The sequence below is a fragment of the Streptacidiphilus sp. EB129 genome (assembly GCF_041262645.1).
GTDB lineage: Bacteria > Actinomycetota > Actinomycetes > Streptomycetales > Streptomycetaceae > Streptacidiphilus.
In genome coordinates this window covers 211,259-228,138 of record NZ_JBGCCS010000009.1, presented here as the reverse complement: position 1 = coordinate 228,138, position 16,880 = coordinate 211,259, and the positions used below count along the sequence as shown (strand labels likewise).

Annotated in this window: 12 protein-coding genes and 1 other RNA gene; 3 read left to right on the top strand and 10 right to left on the bottom strand. The window is 73.4% G+C overall.

Annotation, left to right across the window (positions count from 1 at the left end; genetic code table 11):
- Positions 1–234 precede the first annotated feature (234 nt).
- Genes ABH925_RS14565 through ABH925_RS14555 form a run of 3 tightly spaced genes read right to left on the bottom strand, consistent with a single transcriptional unit; the run spans position 235 to position 2,482 of the window.
- Positions 235–510 (bottom strand): amphi-Trp domain-containing protein, encoded by a 276-nt coding sequence (locus tag ABH925_RS14565; protein WP_370147938.1) that lies wholly within the window; start codon positions 508–510, stop codon positions 235–237.
- Between the two features lie 60 nt (positions 511–570).
- The gene (locus ABH925_RS14560) at positions 571–1,137 is read right to left on the bottom strand and encodes a phosphatase PAP2 family protein (RefSeq protein ID WP_370147936.1); all 567 of its coding nucleotides are present in this window, start codon (positions 1,135–1,137) and stop codon (positions 571–573) included.
- Positions 1,121–2,482 (bottom strand): diacylglycerol kinase family protein, encoded by a 1,362-nt coding sequence (locus ABH925_RS14555; protein WP_370147949.1) that lies wholly within the window; start codon positions 2,480–2,482, stop codon positions 1,121–1,123. Before ABH925_RS14555 ends, ABH925_RS14560 begins: the two co-directional genes overlap by 17 nt.
- A gap of 260 nt (positions 2,483–2,742) precedes the next feature.
- Here ABH925_RS14555 and ABH925_RS14550 point away from each other — a divergent pair, with 260 nt between their 5' ends.
- A complete protein-coding gene (locus ABH925_RS14550; protein ID WP_370147948.1) occupies positions 2,743–4,155 on the top strand; it encodes an MFS transporter in 1,413 nt (470 codons plus the stop codon).
- Positions 4,156–4,446: 291 nt separating this feature from the next.
- Here ABH925_RS14550 and rnpB read toward each other — a convergent pair.
- From rnpB to ABH925_RS14530, 4 genes are all read right to left on the bottom strand, one after another.
- Positions 4,447–4,847, bottom strand: an RNA gene (rnpB, locus tag ABH925_RS14545) — RNase P RNA component class A.
- 72 nt (positions 4,848–4,919) lie between these two features.
- Complete coding sequence (locus ABH925_RS14540) at positions 4,920–6,107, bottom strand: MFS transporter (protein ID WP_370147935.1); 1,188 nt, start codon at positions 6,105–6,107, stop codon at positions 4,920–4,922.
- 340 nt (positions 6,108–6,447) lie between these two features.
- On the bottom strand, positions 6,448–7,893 hold the full coding sequence (locus tag ABH925_RS14535) for an RNB domain-containing ribonuclease (RefSeq protein WP_370147934.1): 1,446 nt from the start codon (positions 7,891–7,893) through the stop codon (positions 6,448–6,450).
- Positions 7,894–8,120: 227 nt separating this feature from the next.
- Entirely contained in the window at positions 8,121–10,214 is a 2,094-nt protein-coding gene (locus tag ABH925_RS14530; RefSeq protein WP_370147933.1) for an NEW3 domain-containing protein, read from the bottom strand.
- A 236-nt stretch (positions 10,215–10,450) separates the two neighbouring features.
- Here ABH925_RS14530 and yaaA point away from each other — a divergent pair, with 236 nt between their 5' ends.
- Entirely contained in the window at positions 10,451–11,245 is a 795-nt protein-coding gene (gene yaaA / locus ABH925_RS14525; protein WP_370147932.1) for a peroxide stress protein YaaA, read from the top strand.
- 36 nt (positions 11,246–11,281) lie between these two features.
- On the opposite strand, the gene ABH925_RS14520 is transcribed toward yaaA, so the two are convergent.
- From ABH925_RS14520 to ABH925_RS14510, 3 genes are all read right to left on the bottom strand, one after another.
- Positions 11,282–12,517 carry a bifunctional RNase H/acid phosphatase gene (locus ABH925_RS14520; RefSeq protein ID WP_370147931.1) on the bottom strand — a complete coding sequence of 412 codons (1,236 nt, stop codon included), beginning with the start codon at positions 12,515–12,517 and terminating at the stop codon, positions 11,282–11,284.
- A 28-nt stretch (positions 12,518–12,545) separates the two neighbouring features.
- A complete protein-coding gene (locus ABH925_RS14515; protein ID WP_370147946.1) occupies positions 12,546–13,289 on the bottom strand; it encodes a zinc ribbon domain-containing protein in 744 nt (247 codons plus the stop codon).
- Positions 13,290–13,389: 100 nt separating this feature from the next.
- Complete coding sequence (locus ABH925_RS14510; RefSeq protein ID WP_370147930.1) at positions 13,390–14,304, bottom strand: Nif3-like dinuclear metal center hexameric protein; 915 nt, start codon at positions 14,302–14,304, stop codon at positions 13,390–13,392.
- Between the two features lie 280 nt (positions 14,305–14,584).
- Between ABH925_RS14510 and ABH925_RS14505 the strand changes: the two genes are divergently transcribed.
- A complete protein-coding gene (locus ABH925_RS14505) occupies positions 14,585–16,870 on the top strand; it encodes an alpha/beta fold hydrolase (RefSeq protein ID WP_370147928.1) in 2,286 nt (761 codons plus the stop codon).
- Positions 16,871–16,880 lie beyond the last annotated feature (10 nt).

Below are 16,880 nucleotides of genomic sequence, written 5' to 3'. Positions count from 1 at the left end.
AAGATCTACCCCGACCCGCACACCCCCGACGAACTACCGCCCACCGCATAACCGTTGGCATGCGACCGTTACACCACTCCAAGGGACATGACCCCCCATCGCTCTCGCACCGTCAGCTTCGGAGAACCGCCCGGCAGTTGCCGTCGTCAGGCGGTCGCGTGACGTGGGCGCAACGCTGCGCGGGTCCGACCACCACGATCCCAGCCGGCACCGTCCGACGGTGCCCGGTGAGGGTCACTCGTCCGGGCCCGCGGCTGCACTGTCCGTGGGAGTGGAACCGGGCTGCGCAGTCGGCCACTTGAGTTCGATCTCCAGCTCGATCTGCCCGTCACCCACCTCGACCTCGAGTTCGGTGTGGAGTTCGTCGGGGATCCGCAGGCTCAGTCTCCCCGGGCCGAAGTCCAGTTCGGCGTTTCCGCCGTGCCTCAGCGCAGCCGCGAGGGCGGAGAGCTGGTCAGCGGCCTCAAGGCGGGTCAGCGAATCCTTCTGTTCGAACTTGATGTCCTTCACGGATACCTCCTACCGGGCAGTGAAGAGCAACTCGATCCCATTGTGACGCCGCGCATCGGATCAGGCATTCCGCGCGTGCGTCGCCCATCGGCTCGCGACAGCCGATACGACGGCTGCGCAGGCGATTCCGACCACTGCCCCGGCGGCCACGTCGCCCGGGTAGTGGACTCCGGTGTGCACCCGGGAGTACCCCACCGCAAGGGCCAGCGCGCCGAGCGGCATGGCCGCCGCAGGCAGCACCGACCCCACTGCGAGGGCGAAGGCGAACGCGGAGGCGGTGTGCCCGGATGGGAAGGAGGCGGAGTCCGGCATCGGGACGTGACGTTCCGGGTTCGTCTCCGCAGCCCGGACCGGGCGTGGGCGCCGGACCAGGTGCTTGCCCACCAGATTGGCCACGGCCGAGGCCGTGGCCACGGCAGCGACACCGTGCAGCGCCGCGCGCCGCGCCCGCCCGCGACGCAGCGTCATGAGACCGGCCAACGTGAGGGAGATCTTGGAGTGGTCGGCCGCAGCGGAAATGAGCCGCAGACCTCGGTCGAGTGCGGGTGTCTCCGTGCCGGCCACCGCGAGGTAGAGGGCATGGTCGACGGCGGTGAGGTCGCGCAGTACGTCATGGGTGCTGTACATCGGCCCGGTCCATTTCGGTTGACGCCGACGGCAGTCGGCCGAAGGCGAGTGCGATGATCTCCCGCCAGTCCAGACGTGCAGCCGCCGTTGCGCCGGGTCGGTGCCTGGGTACCAGGACGCGCAACGCGCCCGGGCGGATGCTGCAGGTGACGGGGGTGGGCAGGACGAGCGCCTCGCCGTCGACGGCGACGGGGATGCTCTTCGCCTCGGAATCGACGTTGACCCAGGGAGTCGTCAGGACGAACAGTCCGGACGCCTGGGAGCCGCGGAGCGCGACCTCAGCCGCCTGAGCGGCATTGTTCACGCGGATTCCGACGACACCGAGGGTTCCGAGATCGAGCCTGGGTCTACGGCCACCCGCGGCCATCGGCTGGGGGGTCGCATAGGGGTTGTTGCTCACCAGGAGCGCCTGCTGGGACTCCAGCCGGGCGCCCTCCGCCAGCGCGTCGAGCGGGGGGTTGGAGTACCCGAGCAGGAGTCCGGGCAGCGTGTCCAGGGCGGAGCCCGCCTTGGCGTCGCGGTACTCCGGGCGCTGCACGATCTGCGCGTAGACCCCGAAGGAGACCGTGTTGACGAACGCCTGGCCGCCCACGACGCCCAGGTCGACCCGCAGTTCCTCACCGTCGGTCAGTGCCTCCAGGCAGCGGCCGGGGTCCTCGCGATCAAGGCCCAGGTCCATGGCGAAGTGGTTACGGGTGCCTGCGGAAATCACCAGGAACGGCAGACCGTGGTCGGCCGCCACCCCGGCCACCAGGGCCTGGGTGCCGTCTCCGCCGGCCACCCCGAGGAGGTCCGCGCCTTCGGCCACCGCCCGACGGGCGATCTGCGCGACGTCCGTCTGGACGGACGTGTCCAGCAGCACCACCTTGGCGCCGAGCGCCTCGGCCTTCTCGACCAGTCCGAACCGGCCGACCTTGCCGCCGCCGGACTTCGGGTTCATGATCAGCACCGGGCGCTCGGGCAGGACGCACGCGACCGCCCCCATGCCGTTGGGCCGCCGCACACGACCCAACGCCGACCGCGCGCACGCCGCCGCGCCCGCCAGGAGCACGAGCGCCGCCAGCGCGGTCGGCCACAGACCCACCCAGGCGTAGGCGACCAGTACGGCCACAGGCGCGCCCACCATGAGCGCCGCACCCACCACCCGGACCGCGCCGTGATGCGCCAGCACCCACCACGTCCCAGCCCCCGCGAGCGCCAGCCCCGCCAACCCGACGCCGAGGATCAGCAGACCAGCCGGCCCGCTCGCGGCCGACAGCACCGCCACCGCACCCACCAGACACGCCAACGCCAGCTGGGCCAGCAGGCGAGCATGCGCCGGTGCCCGGCGATCGGTCGCCGCCATCATCCGTCCACGTCGTGCGTCCACACCGCGATCACCGCAATCAAGCAACCGTCGAGACCCGGGTGTCCGGCCTCTCCCACGCAGCAGACCCGAGACACCGCCCCCGCACGACCGGAGAGGCCCACTCGGGTGGCGGACTGTGTCGGACGGGTGAACCCGTGGCCTTCCAGCGTGGCACGTGGCCTCGTCGCCTGCCGGTCGCCGACGACCGTGGGAATCTTCTGCCTGACCTCGAACCCGACCCGAAGGCGGCGCCGGTGATGGAAGCAGGCCCGCCACGACGAGCGAGCGGCGCCTCCCGGCGGGTACTCCTGCCGCTGGCCCTGTCCCAGTTCATCTGCAGCTTCGCCGGCTCGAACATGAACGTCATGATCACCGACATCAGCACCGACCTGGACACGACCGTGAAAGGCGTCCAGGTGGCCATCACGCTCTTCCTCCTGGTCATGGCCGCGCTGATGATTCCCGGCGGCAAACTGACCGACCGGTGGGGCAGAAAGCGCTGCTTCGTGATCGGCCTCACCGTCTACGGGACGGGTGCCGTGGTGAGCGCGCTCTCCCCGGGCCTGGGCGTCCTGATCCTCGGCAACTCAATTCTCGAGGGCGCCGGCACGGCGCTGCTGATCCCGCCGGTGTACATCCTCACCACGCTGCTGTTCCCGGAGGTGGCCTCCCGCGCCCGCGCCTTCGGCGTGGTGATGGCGATGGGCGGCATCGGCGCCGCCGCCGGACCTCTGCTCGGCGGACTGATCACCGCGGCGATCAGCTGGAGGGCGGCCTTCGTGTTCCAGGCGCTGGTCATCGCCGTGATCATCGTGCTGAGCCGCCAGGTCGAGGACCCGCTGCCGCCGGACCCGACCCGGTCCTTCGACATCGGCGGCGCCATCCTGTCCGCAGCCGGCCTGGTCCTCATCGTGATGGGAATCCTGGCGGCCGACGACAACCTGTGGCTGATGCTCGGGCTGCTCCTGATGGGTTTCCTGGTCCTCGCCTGGTTCTTCCGGAGTGTTCGCGCCAAGGAGCGGGCGGGCGTCGAACCGCTGCTGCCCACGTCCTTGTTCCACAACCAGACCTCCAACCTGGGCCTCGTCACGCAGAACACCCAGTGGCTGGTGCTCATGGGCGTCTCGTTCACGGTGGCGGCCTACCTGCAGACCGTGCGCGGCTACGACGCGATCCAGACCGGCGTGATCTTCACCGCCGCCACTCTCGGCATCCTCGCTTCCTCCCTGGCCGCCGAGCGGCTTACGAAGCGGCACTCGCCGCGGGCCCTCGTCATGTCCGGCTTCGTGGTCACGATCTGCGGCATCGGCGTCCTGCTCGCCCTGGTGAGCGGTTCGCCCAGCGCCTGGCGGTTCGCCCCCGGCCTGCTGCTGATCGGGCTCGGACTGGGCGTCATGCTCACGCCCTCGGTCACCATCGTGCAGTCGAGTTTTCCGGAGGCTCAGCAGGGAGAGATCTCCGGCCTGTCCCGCAGCGTCTCCAACCTCGGATCCTCACTCGGCACAGCGATCGCCGGCACCATCCTGGTCGCCGGTCTGGACCGGGGCGCCTACGCGGCCGCCATGGTCGCCCTGGCCTTCGTCGGCCTCGTCGGTCTCGGTGCGGCCGCGGGTCTGCCGCGCGGGCCCGTCCCGATCGCTCCGCCCGCCGGAGCGCGCGAACCGGGCTGAGCGGTCCGCGCCGACCGGGCTGACGCTGACCCGGCCGACCGTGCGGCGGTCCCGGCACGGCAACGGCCCGCGCCGCCCAGGCGGGGCACCCCCGGTCGTGCGCACAGGATCACCCCTGTCGGGTGATGTGGTGCCACGCGACGCCGCCGAGAAGGTCGTGCAGCTCGTGCCTCGGTCCCGGAAGCCCCTCACGGTGGTCAAGGACGCCTAAACAGGCAAGGGACTGAAAGCTCGGAAAGGGCCTCCGATGCAGGTCAGAGGCCCTTTCGAGGGCGAAGCCCCAGCTGGGGGCGGACGAGTCGGCCTGTACGCCGGGTTTTGTCTCGCGGGGGCCTTGCGGCCCGCGCGGAGGCGGTCATCCATCTACGACTGCCGTTGCCGACAGCCTCTAGCGGCCTACCCGCAGGCTCGGGCGGGCAGCCCTCGAACGCCTGCGCAGAGCACCGTGGCGCTCCATTTTGACCTTGCTCCAGGTGGGGTTTACCTAGCCGTCCAGGTCACCCTGGTCGCTGGTGGTCTCTTACACCACCGTTTCACCCTTACCGGCGACCGAGGCCGCCGGCGGTCTGTTCTCTGTGGCACTGTCCCGCGGGTCACCCCGGGTGGGCGTTGCCCACCACCCTGCCCTGTGGAGCCCGGACGTTCCTCGGCGCACCCCGTGAAGGGTGCAACGCGACCGCCCGGCCGGCTCGTCCGCCGTGTGGACCATGGTAGCCGTTCGAGCGGTGTCCCCCCGCCCGGCCTGGGGCGGGGGGACGGCCGGGTCAGCGGGTGAGCCTGCGCAGCGGGCCGGAGAGGGTGAGGGAGGTGACCAGGGCCAGGGCTGCGGCGACGGCGGTGAGGGCGAAGGCCGCGGTGCAGCCGTGGGTGGCGGCGAGCTGGCCGGCGGCGAGGGCGCCGATGCCCTGGCCGATGATCAGGCCGCTGGCCAGCAGGGTCATCGCCTCACCCATGCGGTCCACCGGCGCAGCACGTTCGGCCAGGCCGAAGATGCTGATCAGGTTGGGGGCCACGGCCAGGCCCATGCCCGCGAGGGTGAGGGTGGCCGGGAGCGCACTGGTGACCGCGAGCAGCGGGAGGACCAGGACGGACTGGGCGAGGAGGGCGAGTCGCAGGCGCAGGGTGAGACTGGTGCCGCCGAAGAGGGCGCCGGTGAGGATACCGGAGACGGCGCTGGTGGCCCCCAGCACCGACCAGACCAGGCCGGCGACGCCGGAGTCGCCTGCGGCGAGGGCGTTGACCCCCGCATTGGCGGAGCCGAAGAAGAGGCCCTGAAGGACTGTCAGCGTGATCAGGACGCAGAGCGCCGGGCTCAGCAGGCGAGGGCCGCCGGCGGCGGACCGGCGGAGGGTGAGCGCGGGCGCGGTGGCGCGCGTGGGGGTCGGGGCGCTGGGGTGGAGCGCGAAGAGCACGCCGAAGACCGCGATCAGCACGGCGGAGAGGACCAGCCCGCCGGCCGGGTCGACGGCGAAGGCCAGGATCCCGGCCAGGGCCGGTCCGGCGACGAAGCTGACCTCGTCCAGGACCGCGTCCAGCGAGAGTGCGCGGCCGACCAGCTCCCGGCCGTGCGGGTGGCCGTCGGCGAGGGCGACCCAGCGGCTGCGGGTGAGCGGGCCGACCTGCGGGACCGTGCATCCGGCCAGGGCCGCGCAGACGGCCTGCGCGGCGAGGGGCTGACGGGCCAGGGCGGTGACGACCAGGGCGGCCAGCAGCGCGGCGTTGACGACGGCGGCGACGAGGACCACCCGCCGCTGGCCCCTGCGGTCGGCGATCCGTCCGATCAGCGGCCCGCCGACGGCCTGGCCCGCCCACAGTGCGCCCGCGACGATCCCGGCTGCGCCGATGCCGCTGCGGGTGGTGACCAGGAGCAGCGTGCCGGTGGGACAGACGGCTGCGGGCAGCCGGGCCAGGAAGGAGACCACGGGCAGGCGGAGGCCGGCGAGGTCCAGCACCCCGCGCAGACCGTCACGGGGCGGCGGCTGACTCGCGTCGGGTGCGGTCCCATGACCGGGGGCGGGTGCGGTCCCATGACCGGGGGCGGGTGCGGGAGTTGTGGCCGGACGGTCCGTCAGGGCGACGGGGCGGTCCGGGGCTGCGGCAGTACCGGCGGGGGTGCGGGCGGGCGGGAGAGGGATGGGGTCGGGCGGGACGGCGGGCACGGGCACTCCAATCCGCGCGTCGACCCGCCCGTTTCTCCGACGCGTGCTGAGTGCCCGTTAGGTGCCAATCTAGCCGAGCTGGACCACGGAGGGATCGGAGGATCCTACAAACGATCCGCACCCGAGGGCTCGCTCAGGCGGGTGCGAAGCGGACCGTGCGCCCGGCCGGGTCGACGGAGTCGAGGCGGACCCGGATGCGGGCACCGAGCGGGAGCGGGGCCGCGTCGGGGCGGTGGTCCGTGAGGCGGGCGCGGACGGCCGGCTCGCCGAGCTGGACCGTGCCGGTGAGCGGCTTGCGCTCGTCGACATCGACGACCACGCCCTCGAAGAACTCACCCTCGTGGCCGGAGAGCAGTTCCGCCTCGACCAGGTCCACACTCGCGCGCTCGACCTCGTGGGCGCGGCGGTCGCCGGTCTCCATCAGCTTCGGGATCTCCGGCAGCGCCTCGCGGACCCAGCCCGGGACCGGGTCACCGGCCGCGACCGCGACGCACACCTCCCCCGCGAACCGGTCGGCGAGGCGACGCAGCGGCGCGGTGCAGTGCGTGTACGGGGCGGCGACGGCCGCGTGGCCGGGGTCGGTGGGCGCCAGACCGTCGAAGGCGGTGTAGCCGGCGCCGCGCAGCAGGCCGGTGCACTCGTTGAGGAAGGCGGCGTGCGCGGGCAGCGCCGGGTCGAGCGAGCGGATCAGCTGGGCGTACGGGAGCTCCGGCGGCCAGTCGACGCCGAGCGCGCGGGCGACCAGGTGCAGCCGGTGGTACGCCGACTCCGGGGCGCTGGGCAGGGTGCGGAGCAGCCCGACTCCGGCGTCCAGCATCAGCTCGGCCGCTGCCATGCCGGTGAGCAGCGAGATCTGGGCGTTCCAGCCGTCGGCGGGCCGTGGCGCACGGTAGGCGAGGGCGTACCCGCCGTCGTCCTCCTCGATCTCCTGTTCCGGGATGGGGAGGCTGATCCCGCCCCGGTCGCGCTCGCGCTCCTCGCGCAGCGGGCCGATGACGCCGAGCAGGGCGAGGGACTCGTCGGCGGTACCGGAGTCGATGGCGCGTTGGACGCCGGCGTAGTCGAGTTTGCGGCGGCTGCGGACCATGGCACGGCGGACGTCGGTGGTGAGCAGGACGCCGTCGGCGTCGAGGTCGAGCTGCCAGAGCAGCGCGGGTGCGTCCTGGTCGGGGAGGAGGCTCGCGGCTCCCTCGGAGAGCTGCGGCGGGTGGAGCGGGATGCGGACGTCGGGGAAGTAGAGGGTCTCGACCCGGCGCCGGGCCTCGATGTCCATGGCCCCGCCCGGACGGACGAAGGCGCCCACGTCGGCGATGGCGTAGTGGACGCGGTAGCCGTTGCCGCGCCGCTCCAGGTGCATGGCCTGGTCGAGGTCGCGGGAGTCGGGCGGGTCGAGGGTGAACAGGGGCAGGTCGGTCGCGTCGGTGGTCGGCAGCCGGGGGTCGCGGGCGGCGCGTTCGGCCTCGTCGAGGACGTCCTGCGGCCAGCTCTCGTGGATCTCCATACGGGCGCGCAGCTCGCTGAGCTCGCTGTTGATCCGGGCGGTCCCGGCGGTCCGTACCCTCAGCTTGCGACGCGGCATGAGAGCCAGCCTAGGGCAGGGGCTGCGGGGACGGGGAACGTCCCCTGGCGGCCCACCCGGAGGGGCCGCGCCCCTCGGCCCTCGGCGGGCCCGAAGGCGGGCCCGAAGGCGGTACAGCCGGGCGGGGTGGGCGAGGCCGGGGCCGGGAACGCCCCTCAACGTTTCCGGCCCCGCCTCAGTCTTCGGTGGTGCGGTCGGCCCGGCTGGGCACCGGCTCTGTGCTCGGGTCAGTTCTGGGTGAAGCCGGTGAAGTCGGCCTCGCCGGAGGTGCCCGCGCTGTGGGAGCTGGTGAAGACGCCGACGTCCTGGGTGGCGGTCACGCCCGGGAGGGTCGCGGTGCCGACCAGGGTCCAGGTGCTGTCGTCGGTGGAGTAGTAGCCGGTGTAGGTCGAGCCGGAGCGGACCAGCTTGAGCCAGCTCGGGTAGGCGGCGGTGCCGGAACCCTGGTTGCTGGGGGCACTGTTGCTGTCCAGCTGGCCGTTGCCGGTGCTGTCCCACTGCAGTACGTAGCCCTTGCCGGGCGCCTCGGCGAGAATCGCGTAGCCGGTGGAGGCGGCGGGCTTGGTGATGTCGTCCCGGACCATGATCCCGGCCTTGGCCCAGTCACTGGTGGCGGCCTGCGCCGTGATCTTGACGACCGTGGTGGAGCCGTCGTGCTCGGCGCCCTGCTGGTAGAGGGTGCTGTACTGGTCGGTGCTGCCCCAGAGGTCGTCCCCGGCGCCGCTGATGCCGAGGTTGGCGCCCTGCTGCCCGAACAGCGCGGTGGTGTCGGTGAAGCTCTGCCACGGTGCCTGTACCGGCGAGGCCATGACCACGGAGTCGTCGGTACTGATCCGCTCGGTGCCGCCGCTCCAGCCGACCACCGCCTCGGCGGCCACGTCGTAGCTCGCGATCGGCGCGGGCAGCGTGGCCGGCGGGGTGACCTTGAACGCGGCCAGCGCCTCGTGACCGACCGGGACCCGCCCGAAGGTGGTACCGCTCAGCGGCTTAACGCTCCAGCCCGTGGGCACGTGGAGTTCCAGCTTCACGCTCTTCGTCGCGGCGGTTCCGTTGTTGACGAAGGTCTCGGTCACCGTGGTGGACTGGCCCGCGGTCTGCGCCGGAACGTCGGCGGCCAGGCTGACCTGCGGCGGGAACTGCCCGGTCCGGCTGCTGCCGGCGACCCGGTACATCACCGTGCCGTGAGCGGGCACGTTCGCGCTGATGACGCCCTTGGTCTCGGTGCTGCTGTGGGCCCAGAGGTCGCGCAGGGTGTAGGCCCTGGCGCTGCCCAGACCGACCGCGGCGGCCGTGGTGGAGATGGTGGCCGGGGCGGCGTTCTCGTTGAAGAGGGTGACCGCGACGCTGCCGTCGGCCAGCGGCTTGGCCAGGACGTCCAGGCCGTTGGCGGCGGACACCTCGGTCGCCTGCTTGCCCAGCGGATCCTGGTCGACCGCGACGACCTCCTTGTTGGCATAGATCGCCAGGGTCGCCGGCGTCGCCGTCCGCAGGTCGGTGCCGGAGATCAGCGGGGCGGCCATCTCCGACCACAGCGAGAACTCGGTACGGTCCTCGGTCGGGGTCATCCCGTTGCCGACCTCCAGCATGTCCGGGTCGTTCCACGCCCCCGGCTTGGCCCCGGCGGCGAGGACCACGTTCTGGTGGAAGTTCGACAGCATCGAACCGTAGGACGCGTTGATGTCCCCGGTGGTCCGCCACAGGTTGCCGACCGACCCGCCCCAGCCCGCCACGTTCTCCTCGCCCCAGCTGCAGAGGCTGTAGACGATGGGGCGGCCGGTCTTTGCCAGCGCGTCGCCCATGGCCTTGTAGCGGGTCTCGGCGGGGATGCCCTGGTTGTTGCAGTTGTCGTACTTGAGGTAGTCGACGCCCCAGGCGGCGAAGGAGTCGGCGTCCTGCTGCTCGTGCCCGAGGCTGCCCGGGTAGCCGGCGCAGGTGTAGGTGCCGGCCGTCTCGTAGATGCCGAGCTTGAGGCCCTTGGCGTGGACGTAGTCGGCGACGCCCTTGATGCCGTCGGGGAACTTCGTCGGATCGGGCACGAGGTTGCCGTTGGCGTCGCGGCTGTGGGTGAGCCAGCAGTCGTCGATATTAACGTACTGGTAGCCGGCGGCCTTGAGGCCGCTGCTGACGATCGTGTCGGCGGTCTGCTCGACCAGCTGCTCGCTGACGTTGCAGCCGAAGGCGTTCCAGTCGTTCCAGCCCATCGGGGGTGTGAGGGCCAGTCCGTTGTCCAGCGCGGCGGCCGGGGTGGCGGTCAGGGGCACGGCGACGAAGGTCGCCGTGGTGAGTGCGGCCGCGACGAGTGCGGCCCACGTTGTGCGCATGCCTGCTTCTCCTGGGTCCGGGGGTGGTACGGACGGGTGGACCAGCGGTGCTGTTGCCTGCGTAGGGCGTGGCCAAGCGAACCAAAACCAACAGCACTCGTCAATACCAAACACATAACCCCAGCATCGACAGTGCCGTGTGACGTACTACCTGGCTGGTCAGGCGCGGGCTCTAGGGTGGGGGGCCTGTCCCAGGCGGGGACCCCGTCCCCGCAGTCGAGTCGAGGAGTCGCGCTGTGCTGGTGCTGTTGCCGCCGTCCGAGGGAAAGGCCACGTCGGGCTCCGGCGCGCCCGTCGCCCTGGACGCGTTGTCGCTGCCGGAACTGGGCCCCGCCCGGGAGCGGGTGCTGGCCGCGCTGGTGGAGCTGAGCAGCGGCGACGCCGACCGGGCGGCGGAGGTACTCGGGCTGAGCCCCGGCCTGCGCGGTGAGCTGGCCCGCAACACCGTGCTCCGCGAGGCGGGCGCGCTGCCGGCCGGCGAGCTCTACACCGGCGTGCTCTACGACGCGCTGGAGCTGTCGACGCTGAGCCCGGAGGCCTACCGGCGCGCGGAGCGGATGCTGCTGGTCTTCTCCGGGCTCTGGGGCGCGGTCCGGATCAGCGACCGGATCCCCCCGTACCGCTGCTCGGGCGGGGTGAAGCTGCCGCCGCTGGGCGCACTCGGCGGGTACTGGCGCACCGCGATGGCCCAGGTGATGCCGGCCGTCGCCGGGACCGGGCTGGTGCTGGACCTGCGCTCCTCCGCCTACGCCGCGCTGTGGAAGCCGAGCGGCGATGTGGCCGGGCGCACCGCGACGGTCCGGGTGCTGCACGAGCGGGAGGTGGGCGGCGTGGTCAAGCGGACCGTGGTGAGCCACTTCAACAAGGCGACGAAGGGACGGCTGGTCCGCGACCTGCTGGAGTCCGGCATGGAGCCCGCGTCCCCGGCGGAACTCGCGGTGGCACTGCGGGACCTGAAGCACACCGTCGAGACGACCGCCCCCGCGGCCGGAAAGCCGTGGGGGCTGGACGTCGTCGTCAGCGAGCTCTAGCCGTGCACCGCCTCCCCCTGCCCCTGCCGCACCCGGTCAGCGCAGGTGGGAGGTGTCGTTGAGCAGGCGCAGCGACGCGTTGCCGTCCGCGTAGTACTGCACGGCCGAGAGCGAGGCCGCCGAGAGCTCCATCCGGAACAGGGACTCCGGCGGAGCTCCGAGCGCGAGCCGGACCAGCGTCTTCACCGGGGTGACGTGCGAGACCACCAGGACGGTCCGGCCCGCGTGGCGGGCCAGCAGCTTGTCCCGCGCCACGGCGACCCGGCGGGCGACGGCGGCGAAGCTCTCGCCGTCCGGCGGGGCGGTCCTGGCGGACGCCAGCCAGGCGTCCAGCTCGGCCGGGTAGCGCTCCTTCGCCTCCGCGAAGGTGAGCCCCTCGAAGACGCCGAAGTCGGTCTCGCGCAGGCCCTCCTCGATCCTCACCTCCAGACCGAGGCGGGTGGCGACGGCCTCGGCGGTCTGGCGGCAGCGCAGCAGCGGCGAGCTGACGACGGCCTGGATGGTGCCGCGGGCGGCGAGGGCGGCCGCCGTGCGTTCGGCCTGGCCCCGACCGCGCTCGGACAGCTCGGGGTCGCCGCCGCCGCTGCCGGAGAAGCGCTTCTCCGGGGTGAGCGCGGTCTCGCCGTGGCGCAGCAGCACCAGCGTGGTGGGGGTGCCCAGGTCCGCGGGCGCGGCCCAGCCGGCGAACGGTGGCGGGGTGGACAGGGCGGCGGCGCCGTCTGCGGCGGCCGGGGCGTCGAGCGGCAGCGTTGCCGCAGCGGCTCCGGAGGCCGTGACGGCTCCGGAGGCTGTGACCGGCACGGCCGCCGTACCGGACGCGGCGCCGGCCAGGGGCTTGGGCTGCCACTGCTTGCCGGCCTTGCCTGCGTCCATGGCCTCGTTGGCGAGCCGGTCCGCATGCTTGTTCTGGTTGCGCGGGATCCACTGGTAGGCGACTTGGCCGCGCGGGAAGACCGCCTTCGCCTCGGCGGCCAGCGGCTGCATGTCGGGGTGCTTGATCTTCCAGCGACCCGACATCTGCTCGACGACCAGCTTGGAGTCCATCCGGACGTCGACCTTCGCGGCGGGGTCGATCGCGTGTGCCGCGCGCAACCCGGCGATCAGCCCCCGGTACTCGGCCACGTTGTTGGTGGCGCGGCCGATGTACTCGGCGGCCTCGGCCAGCAGTTCGCCGGTGTCACCGTCACGTACCGTCGCGCCGTAGCCGGCCGGGCCCGGGTTGCCCCGGGAGCCGCCGTCCGCCTCGATGATGAACCGTCGGGTGGTCGTCACTGCAGTGTGCTCCTCGCGGGCCGGTGGCCTAGAGACCGGAGTCGGAGGTGCGGATCAGGATCCGGCTGCAGTTCTCGCAGCGCACGACGGTGTCGGGCGCAGCCGCGCGCACCTCGCGCAGGTCGGTGATGCTGAGCTCGACCCGGCAGCCCTCGCAGCGGCGCTGGTAGAGCCGGGCCGCGCCGGTGCCGCCCTGGGTCTCGCGCAGCCGGGTGTAGAGCTTGAGCAGGTCGGCCGGGATGACGGCGGCGAGGATCTCGCGGTCCCGGGTGACCTTCTCGGCCTCGGCGTCGATCTCGGCCTGGGCGGCGTCGCGGCTGGCCTCGGCGCCGGCCAGGCTGTGCTGGGCGTCGTCGCGGCGCGCGGTCATCTCGCTGACCCGGGTCTGCGAGGACTCCAGCCGCTCCATGATCTCCAGGACGATGTCCTCCAGGTCGCTCTGACGCTTCGCCAGCGCGCCCACCTCGTGCTGCAGGTTGGCGAGGTCCTTGGCGGAGCCGACCGCGCCGGAGTCCATCCGCTGCTGGTTCCGGGCAGCGCGGGTACGCACCTGCTCGACGTCCTGCTCCGCCTTGACCAGCTCGCGCTTGGTGTCGCTGAGCTGGGTCTCGGCGGCGACGGTGAGCGAGCGCAGCTCGGTCAGGTCACTGCTGCGCTGGGCGATGTCGGCGTGCTCGGGCAGGGTGCGGGAGCGGTGGGCGAGCTGGTCCAGGCGGGAGTCGAGGGCCTGCAGGTCGAGCAGGCGGATCTGGTCGGCAGCGGAGGCGTTCAGGGGGTGCTCCTCGGGCGGTGCGTCGGTCTCGGTCAGTACAGGTCGGTGGTGGCCGGGCGGATCAGCGGGCCGCGGGTGCGGCGGGCTTCAGGTTCGGCGGTCAGGTGCTGCGGGCCTCGGGGGCGGCGGCACCGGGTGCGGTGCCACCGGGTGCGGTGGCCACGCCTGCGGCGGCTTCACCCTCAAGGGTGGGCATCGGGGCGTGCAGCGTCCAGGGGTCGGTGACCTGGTGCGACACGCGGGTCTCCAGGCTCCAGCCGCGCTTCTCCGCCGCCGCCAGCAGTTCCCGCTCCGCGCCGCGCAGCCAGGGCCACTCGGTGGCCCAGTGCGCGGCGTCGACCAGGGCCAGACCGCTGGTCTCGCGGGCCTCGGAGGCGGGATGGTGGCGCAGGTCGGCGGTGACGTAGGCGTCCACACCGCTGGCCCGTACCTCGGCGAAGAAGGAGTCCCCGGAGCCCCCGCACACCGCGACCCGCCGCACCGGCTGGTCCGGGTCACCGGCGACCCGGACACCCTGCGCGGTGGCGGGCAGCCCGGCGGCGACCCGCGCGGCGAAGGCGGACAGCGGCTCCGGCTCGGGCAGCTCGCCGATGCGTCCGGTGCCGCGGCGGCCCGCCGGGTCGGTCGGGTCGGCGATCAGCGGGCCGGTGACCCGCAGGCCGACGGCTTCGGCCAGCGCGTCGGAGACGCCGGGGTCGGCCGAGTCGGCGTTGGTGTGCGCGACCAGCAGTCCCACGTCGTTCTTGATCAGGGTGTGCACCACCCGGCCCTTGAAGCCGGTCGCGGCCACCGTCGTGGTCCCGCGCAGATACAGCGGATGGTGGGTGACCAACAGGTCCGCGCCCCAGGCCACGGCCTCGTCGGCGACCTGCTGGACCGGGTCGACGGCGAACAGCACCCGTCGCACCTCCGCGTCCGGATCGCCGCAGACCAGCCCGACCGCATCCCAGGACTCCGCCCGGGTGGGCGGGTAGAGCTCGTCGAACAGGCTGAGGACGTCGGAAAGGTTCGGCACCCGTCGAGATTACAGAAGTTTCGGCGCGGAGCCGTACGCGGAGCCCGGTGTGGGGCGGTTCCCGGCGCCGTTCCCGGGCTCCGGGACCGCCGGGTCCACTGCTCACCCTTATGGGTGAAGGGGCATCGATCCGTTCGGGTGGCCGGGGTCGCGTAAGTAGCGTCGTCTCTGCGGCGGGGATGCCGGCGGGCGGCCCGTGGGCCGCTGCGCCGAGGCCCCGGCCGCGGGCGGGCGGCTGCGGGCCGTCGCGGACCCTCCTCCGATTCGGCGGTGACCCACTGTGACTGCAACACCACTGACGACGGCGCCCCTGGCGCCGCTGGGCACGTCCCCGCTGGTCCGGGTGGCACCCGCGCTACGACGGGTGAGCTTCACCTTCGCCGCCGACGGCGGGTTCGCGGCCTGCCTGGCCAGCTCCGGCGAGGGCGGCTGGTTCGTCGAGAGCTGGCGGCTGACCAGCGGCGGCGCCATACCCATGCCGCTGCCGCAGGGGCCGGGCCAGGCCCCCGAGGACGTGCACTCCCCGCTGGTCTCGCTACCGGACGGGCGGGTGCTGGTCTGCCGCCGCCAGGGCGAGCGGCACGAGTTCGTGGTCCGTACGCCGGCCTCGGTGCGCGAGGTGTCGGTGGGGGTGCTGCGCGCACCGGTGCTGCGGCTGCTGGCGATGCCCGCGCCGGGTCCCGGCGGCCCGGTCGCGGTGGCGCTGGGCAGCGACGCGCGGCAGGTCACCACGGTCTGGCTGGTCAGCTCGGACGGCAGGGCCCAGCCGCAGCAGGTCGCCGAGTTCGCCGGTCTGACCGGTGGCGGGGTGTGGCTGGACCAGGGCGGGCGGCTGCTGGCGCTGGACCGGGTGGTCCCGCCCGTCGGCGGGCCCGGACCGCTGGTGAAGACGGTGCTGCTGGATCTGGCGCTGGGCCAGGTCAGTCCACTGCTGGAGCTGGCGCCGCAGAGCAACGACCGGCTGGTCGCGGCGGATCCCCGCAGCGGACTGATCCTGGTGCGCAGCGACGCGCCCGGCGAGGACCGGCTCGGCTGGGGCGTGCTCGGCGGCGGCGAACCGTTGCGGTTCCCGGACTGCCTGCACCGGGCCGCGCCCCGGCAGTTCCTGCGTCCGATCGCGATCGAGCCGGGCCCGGCCGACCGCCCGGCGGCCGAGCAGCGGGTGGCGCTGCAGGGGGACTGGGGCGCGGGCTCGTCGCTGGCGGTGTGGCGTCCGGCGGAGGGGCGCCTGGTGCCGGTGCCGGTGCCGCCCGGACGGCTGGGCGGGGTCGGCCACTGGTCGGCGGGCGAGGACGGGTACGGTGCCGCAGGCTCGGGCGGACTGCGGATCCCGTACTCGTCACCGGACCACCCGGCCGGCGTCGCCACCGTCGACGTCGACCTGCTGAGACGCAGACCCGTCGAGCCGGACGAGCCCGCGCCAACGATGCCGCTGCGGCTGGCACCGCTGCAGGGCGGTTCGGCGGGGATGAGCAGCGTAATGCGGATACTCCCGAAGGTCCCGCAGCCGGGTGCCACGGGTGCCATCGGAACGGGCGGCGGCGGAACCAGCGGTGGCGGAACAGCCGGCGGCGGTACCGGCCCGGGCTGGCGCGGTCTCGGCGTGGGCGGCACGGGCGCGGGCGGCAACGGCGGCATGGGCGCGGGCGGCACGGGCGTAGGCGGCACGGGCTCGGGCGCGGGCGGCGTAGGCGAGGGTGCCGGTGGCGGGGTCGGCGTCGGGCGGGCGGGGGCGTCCGGGTGGCGGCTGGACGGCAGCGCCGCGCCCACCGACGGCGGCCGCTGGCACAGCGCGCGCACCGTGGAACTCGCGGGTGCGGCAGGCCCGTTGGAGGCCGTGGTGTACGGCGGGGACACCTGGCTGACGGCGCAGCACCTGGCCGTCGCCCTGCACGGCGGCCCGGCGGACGCCTGGCGGCTGGAGTTCGACCCGGCGCTGCAGCGGATGGCCGCCGAGGGCCTGTCCGTGGTCGCGGTGAACCAGCGCGGCAGCACCGGCTACGGCCGGGAGCACGCGCAGGCCCTGCAGAACGCCTGGGGCGGCCCGGACCTGGACGACGTGATGACGCTGCTGGCCTCGGTCAGCGGTCAGCGGGTGGCGCTGGGGCTTGAGCCGGCGTCGCTGTTCGGGGTGAGCTACGGGGCGTTCCTGGCACTGCTCGCCGCCTGCTCGGTGCCGGACCTGGTGACCAGGTGCGCCGTGGTGGCGCCGTTCCTGTCCGGCGCGCGGCTGCAGGCCGAGGCGGGTCCGGCGGTGCAGGCGCTGACGCGGCGTCTGGGCGGGACGCTGGAGCCCGGCGACGGGCGCGGGCCCCGGGACGTGCTGGCGCTTTGCCATAGGCTGACGGCGCCGCTGCTGGTGGTGCACGGTGACGGGGACCAGGTGGTACCGGTGGGCCAGTCCCGGACGCTGCGTCAGGAACTGCTCCGCAGCGGTCGCACCGAGGGGGTCGACTTCCGCTACGTGGAGGCGGCCGGGGCGGGCCACGAGGTGCTCGCCGAGGACGGCGCGCCGGTGCTGCACGAGTTGCTGGCCAGGTTCCTGCGCACCGGCAGCCCGACCTGACGACGCGCCG

What these genes read in the sequence shown, in the direction of transcription:
- ABH925_RS14560 (WP_370147936.1), bottom strand. Translation starts at nt 1,137, where the DNA reads ATGTACAGCACCCATGACGTACTGCGCGACCTCACCGCCGTCGACCAT.
- ABH925_RS14555 (WP_370147949.1), bottom strand. Translation starts at nt 2,482, where the DNA reads ATGGCGGCGACCGATCGCCGGGCACCGGCGCATGCTCGCCTGCTGGCC.
- ABH925_RS14550 (WP_370147948.1), top strand. Translation starts at nt 2,743, where the DNA reads ATGGAAGCAGGCCCGCCACGACGAGCGAGCGGCGCCTCCCGGCGGGTA.
- ABH925_RS14535 (WP_370147934.1), bottom strand. Translation starts at nt 7,893, where the DNA reads ATGCCGCGTCGCAAGCTGAGGGTACGGACCGCCGGGACCGCCCGGATC.
- ABH925_RS14530 (WP_370147933.1), bottom strand. Translation starts at nt 10,214, where the DNA reads ATGCGCACAACGTGGGCCGCACTCGTCGCGGCCGCACTCACCACGGCG.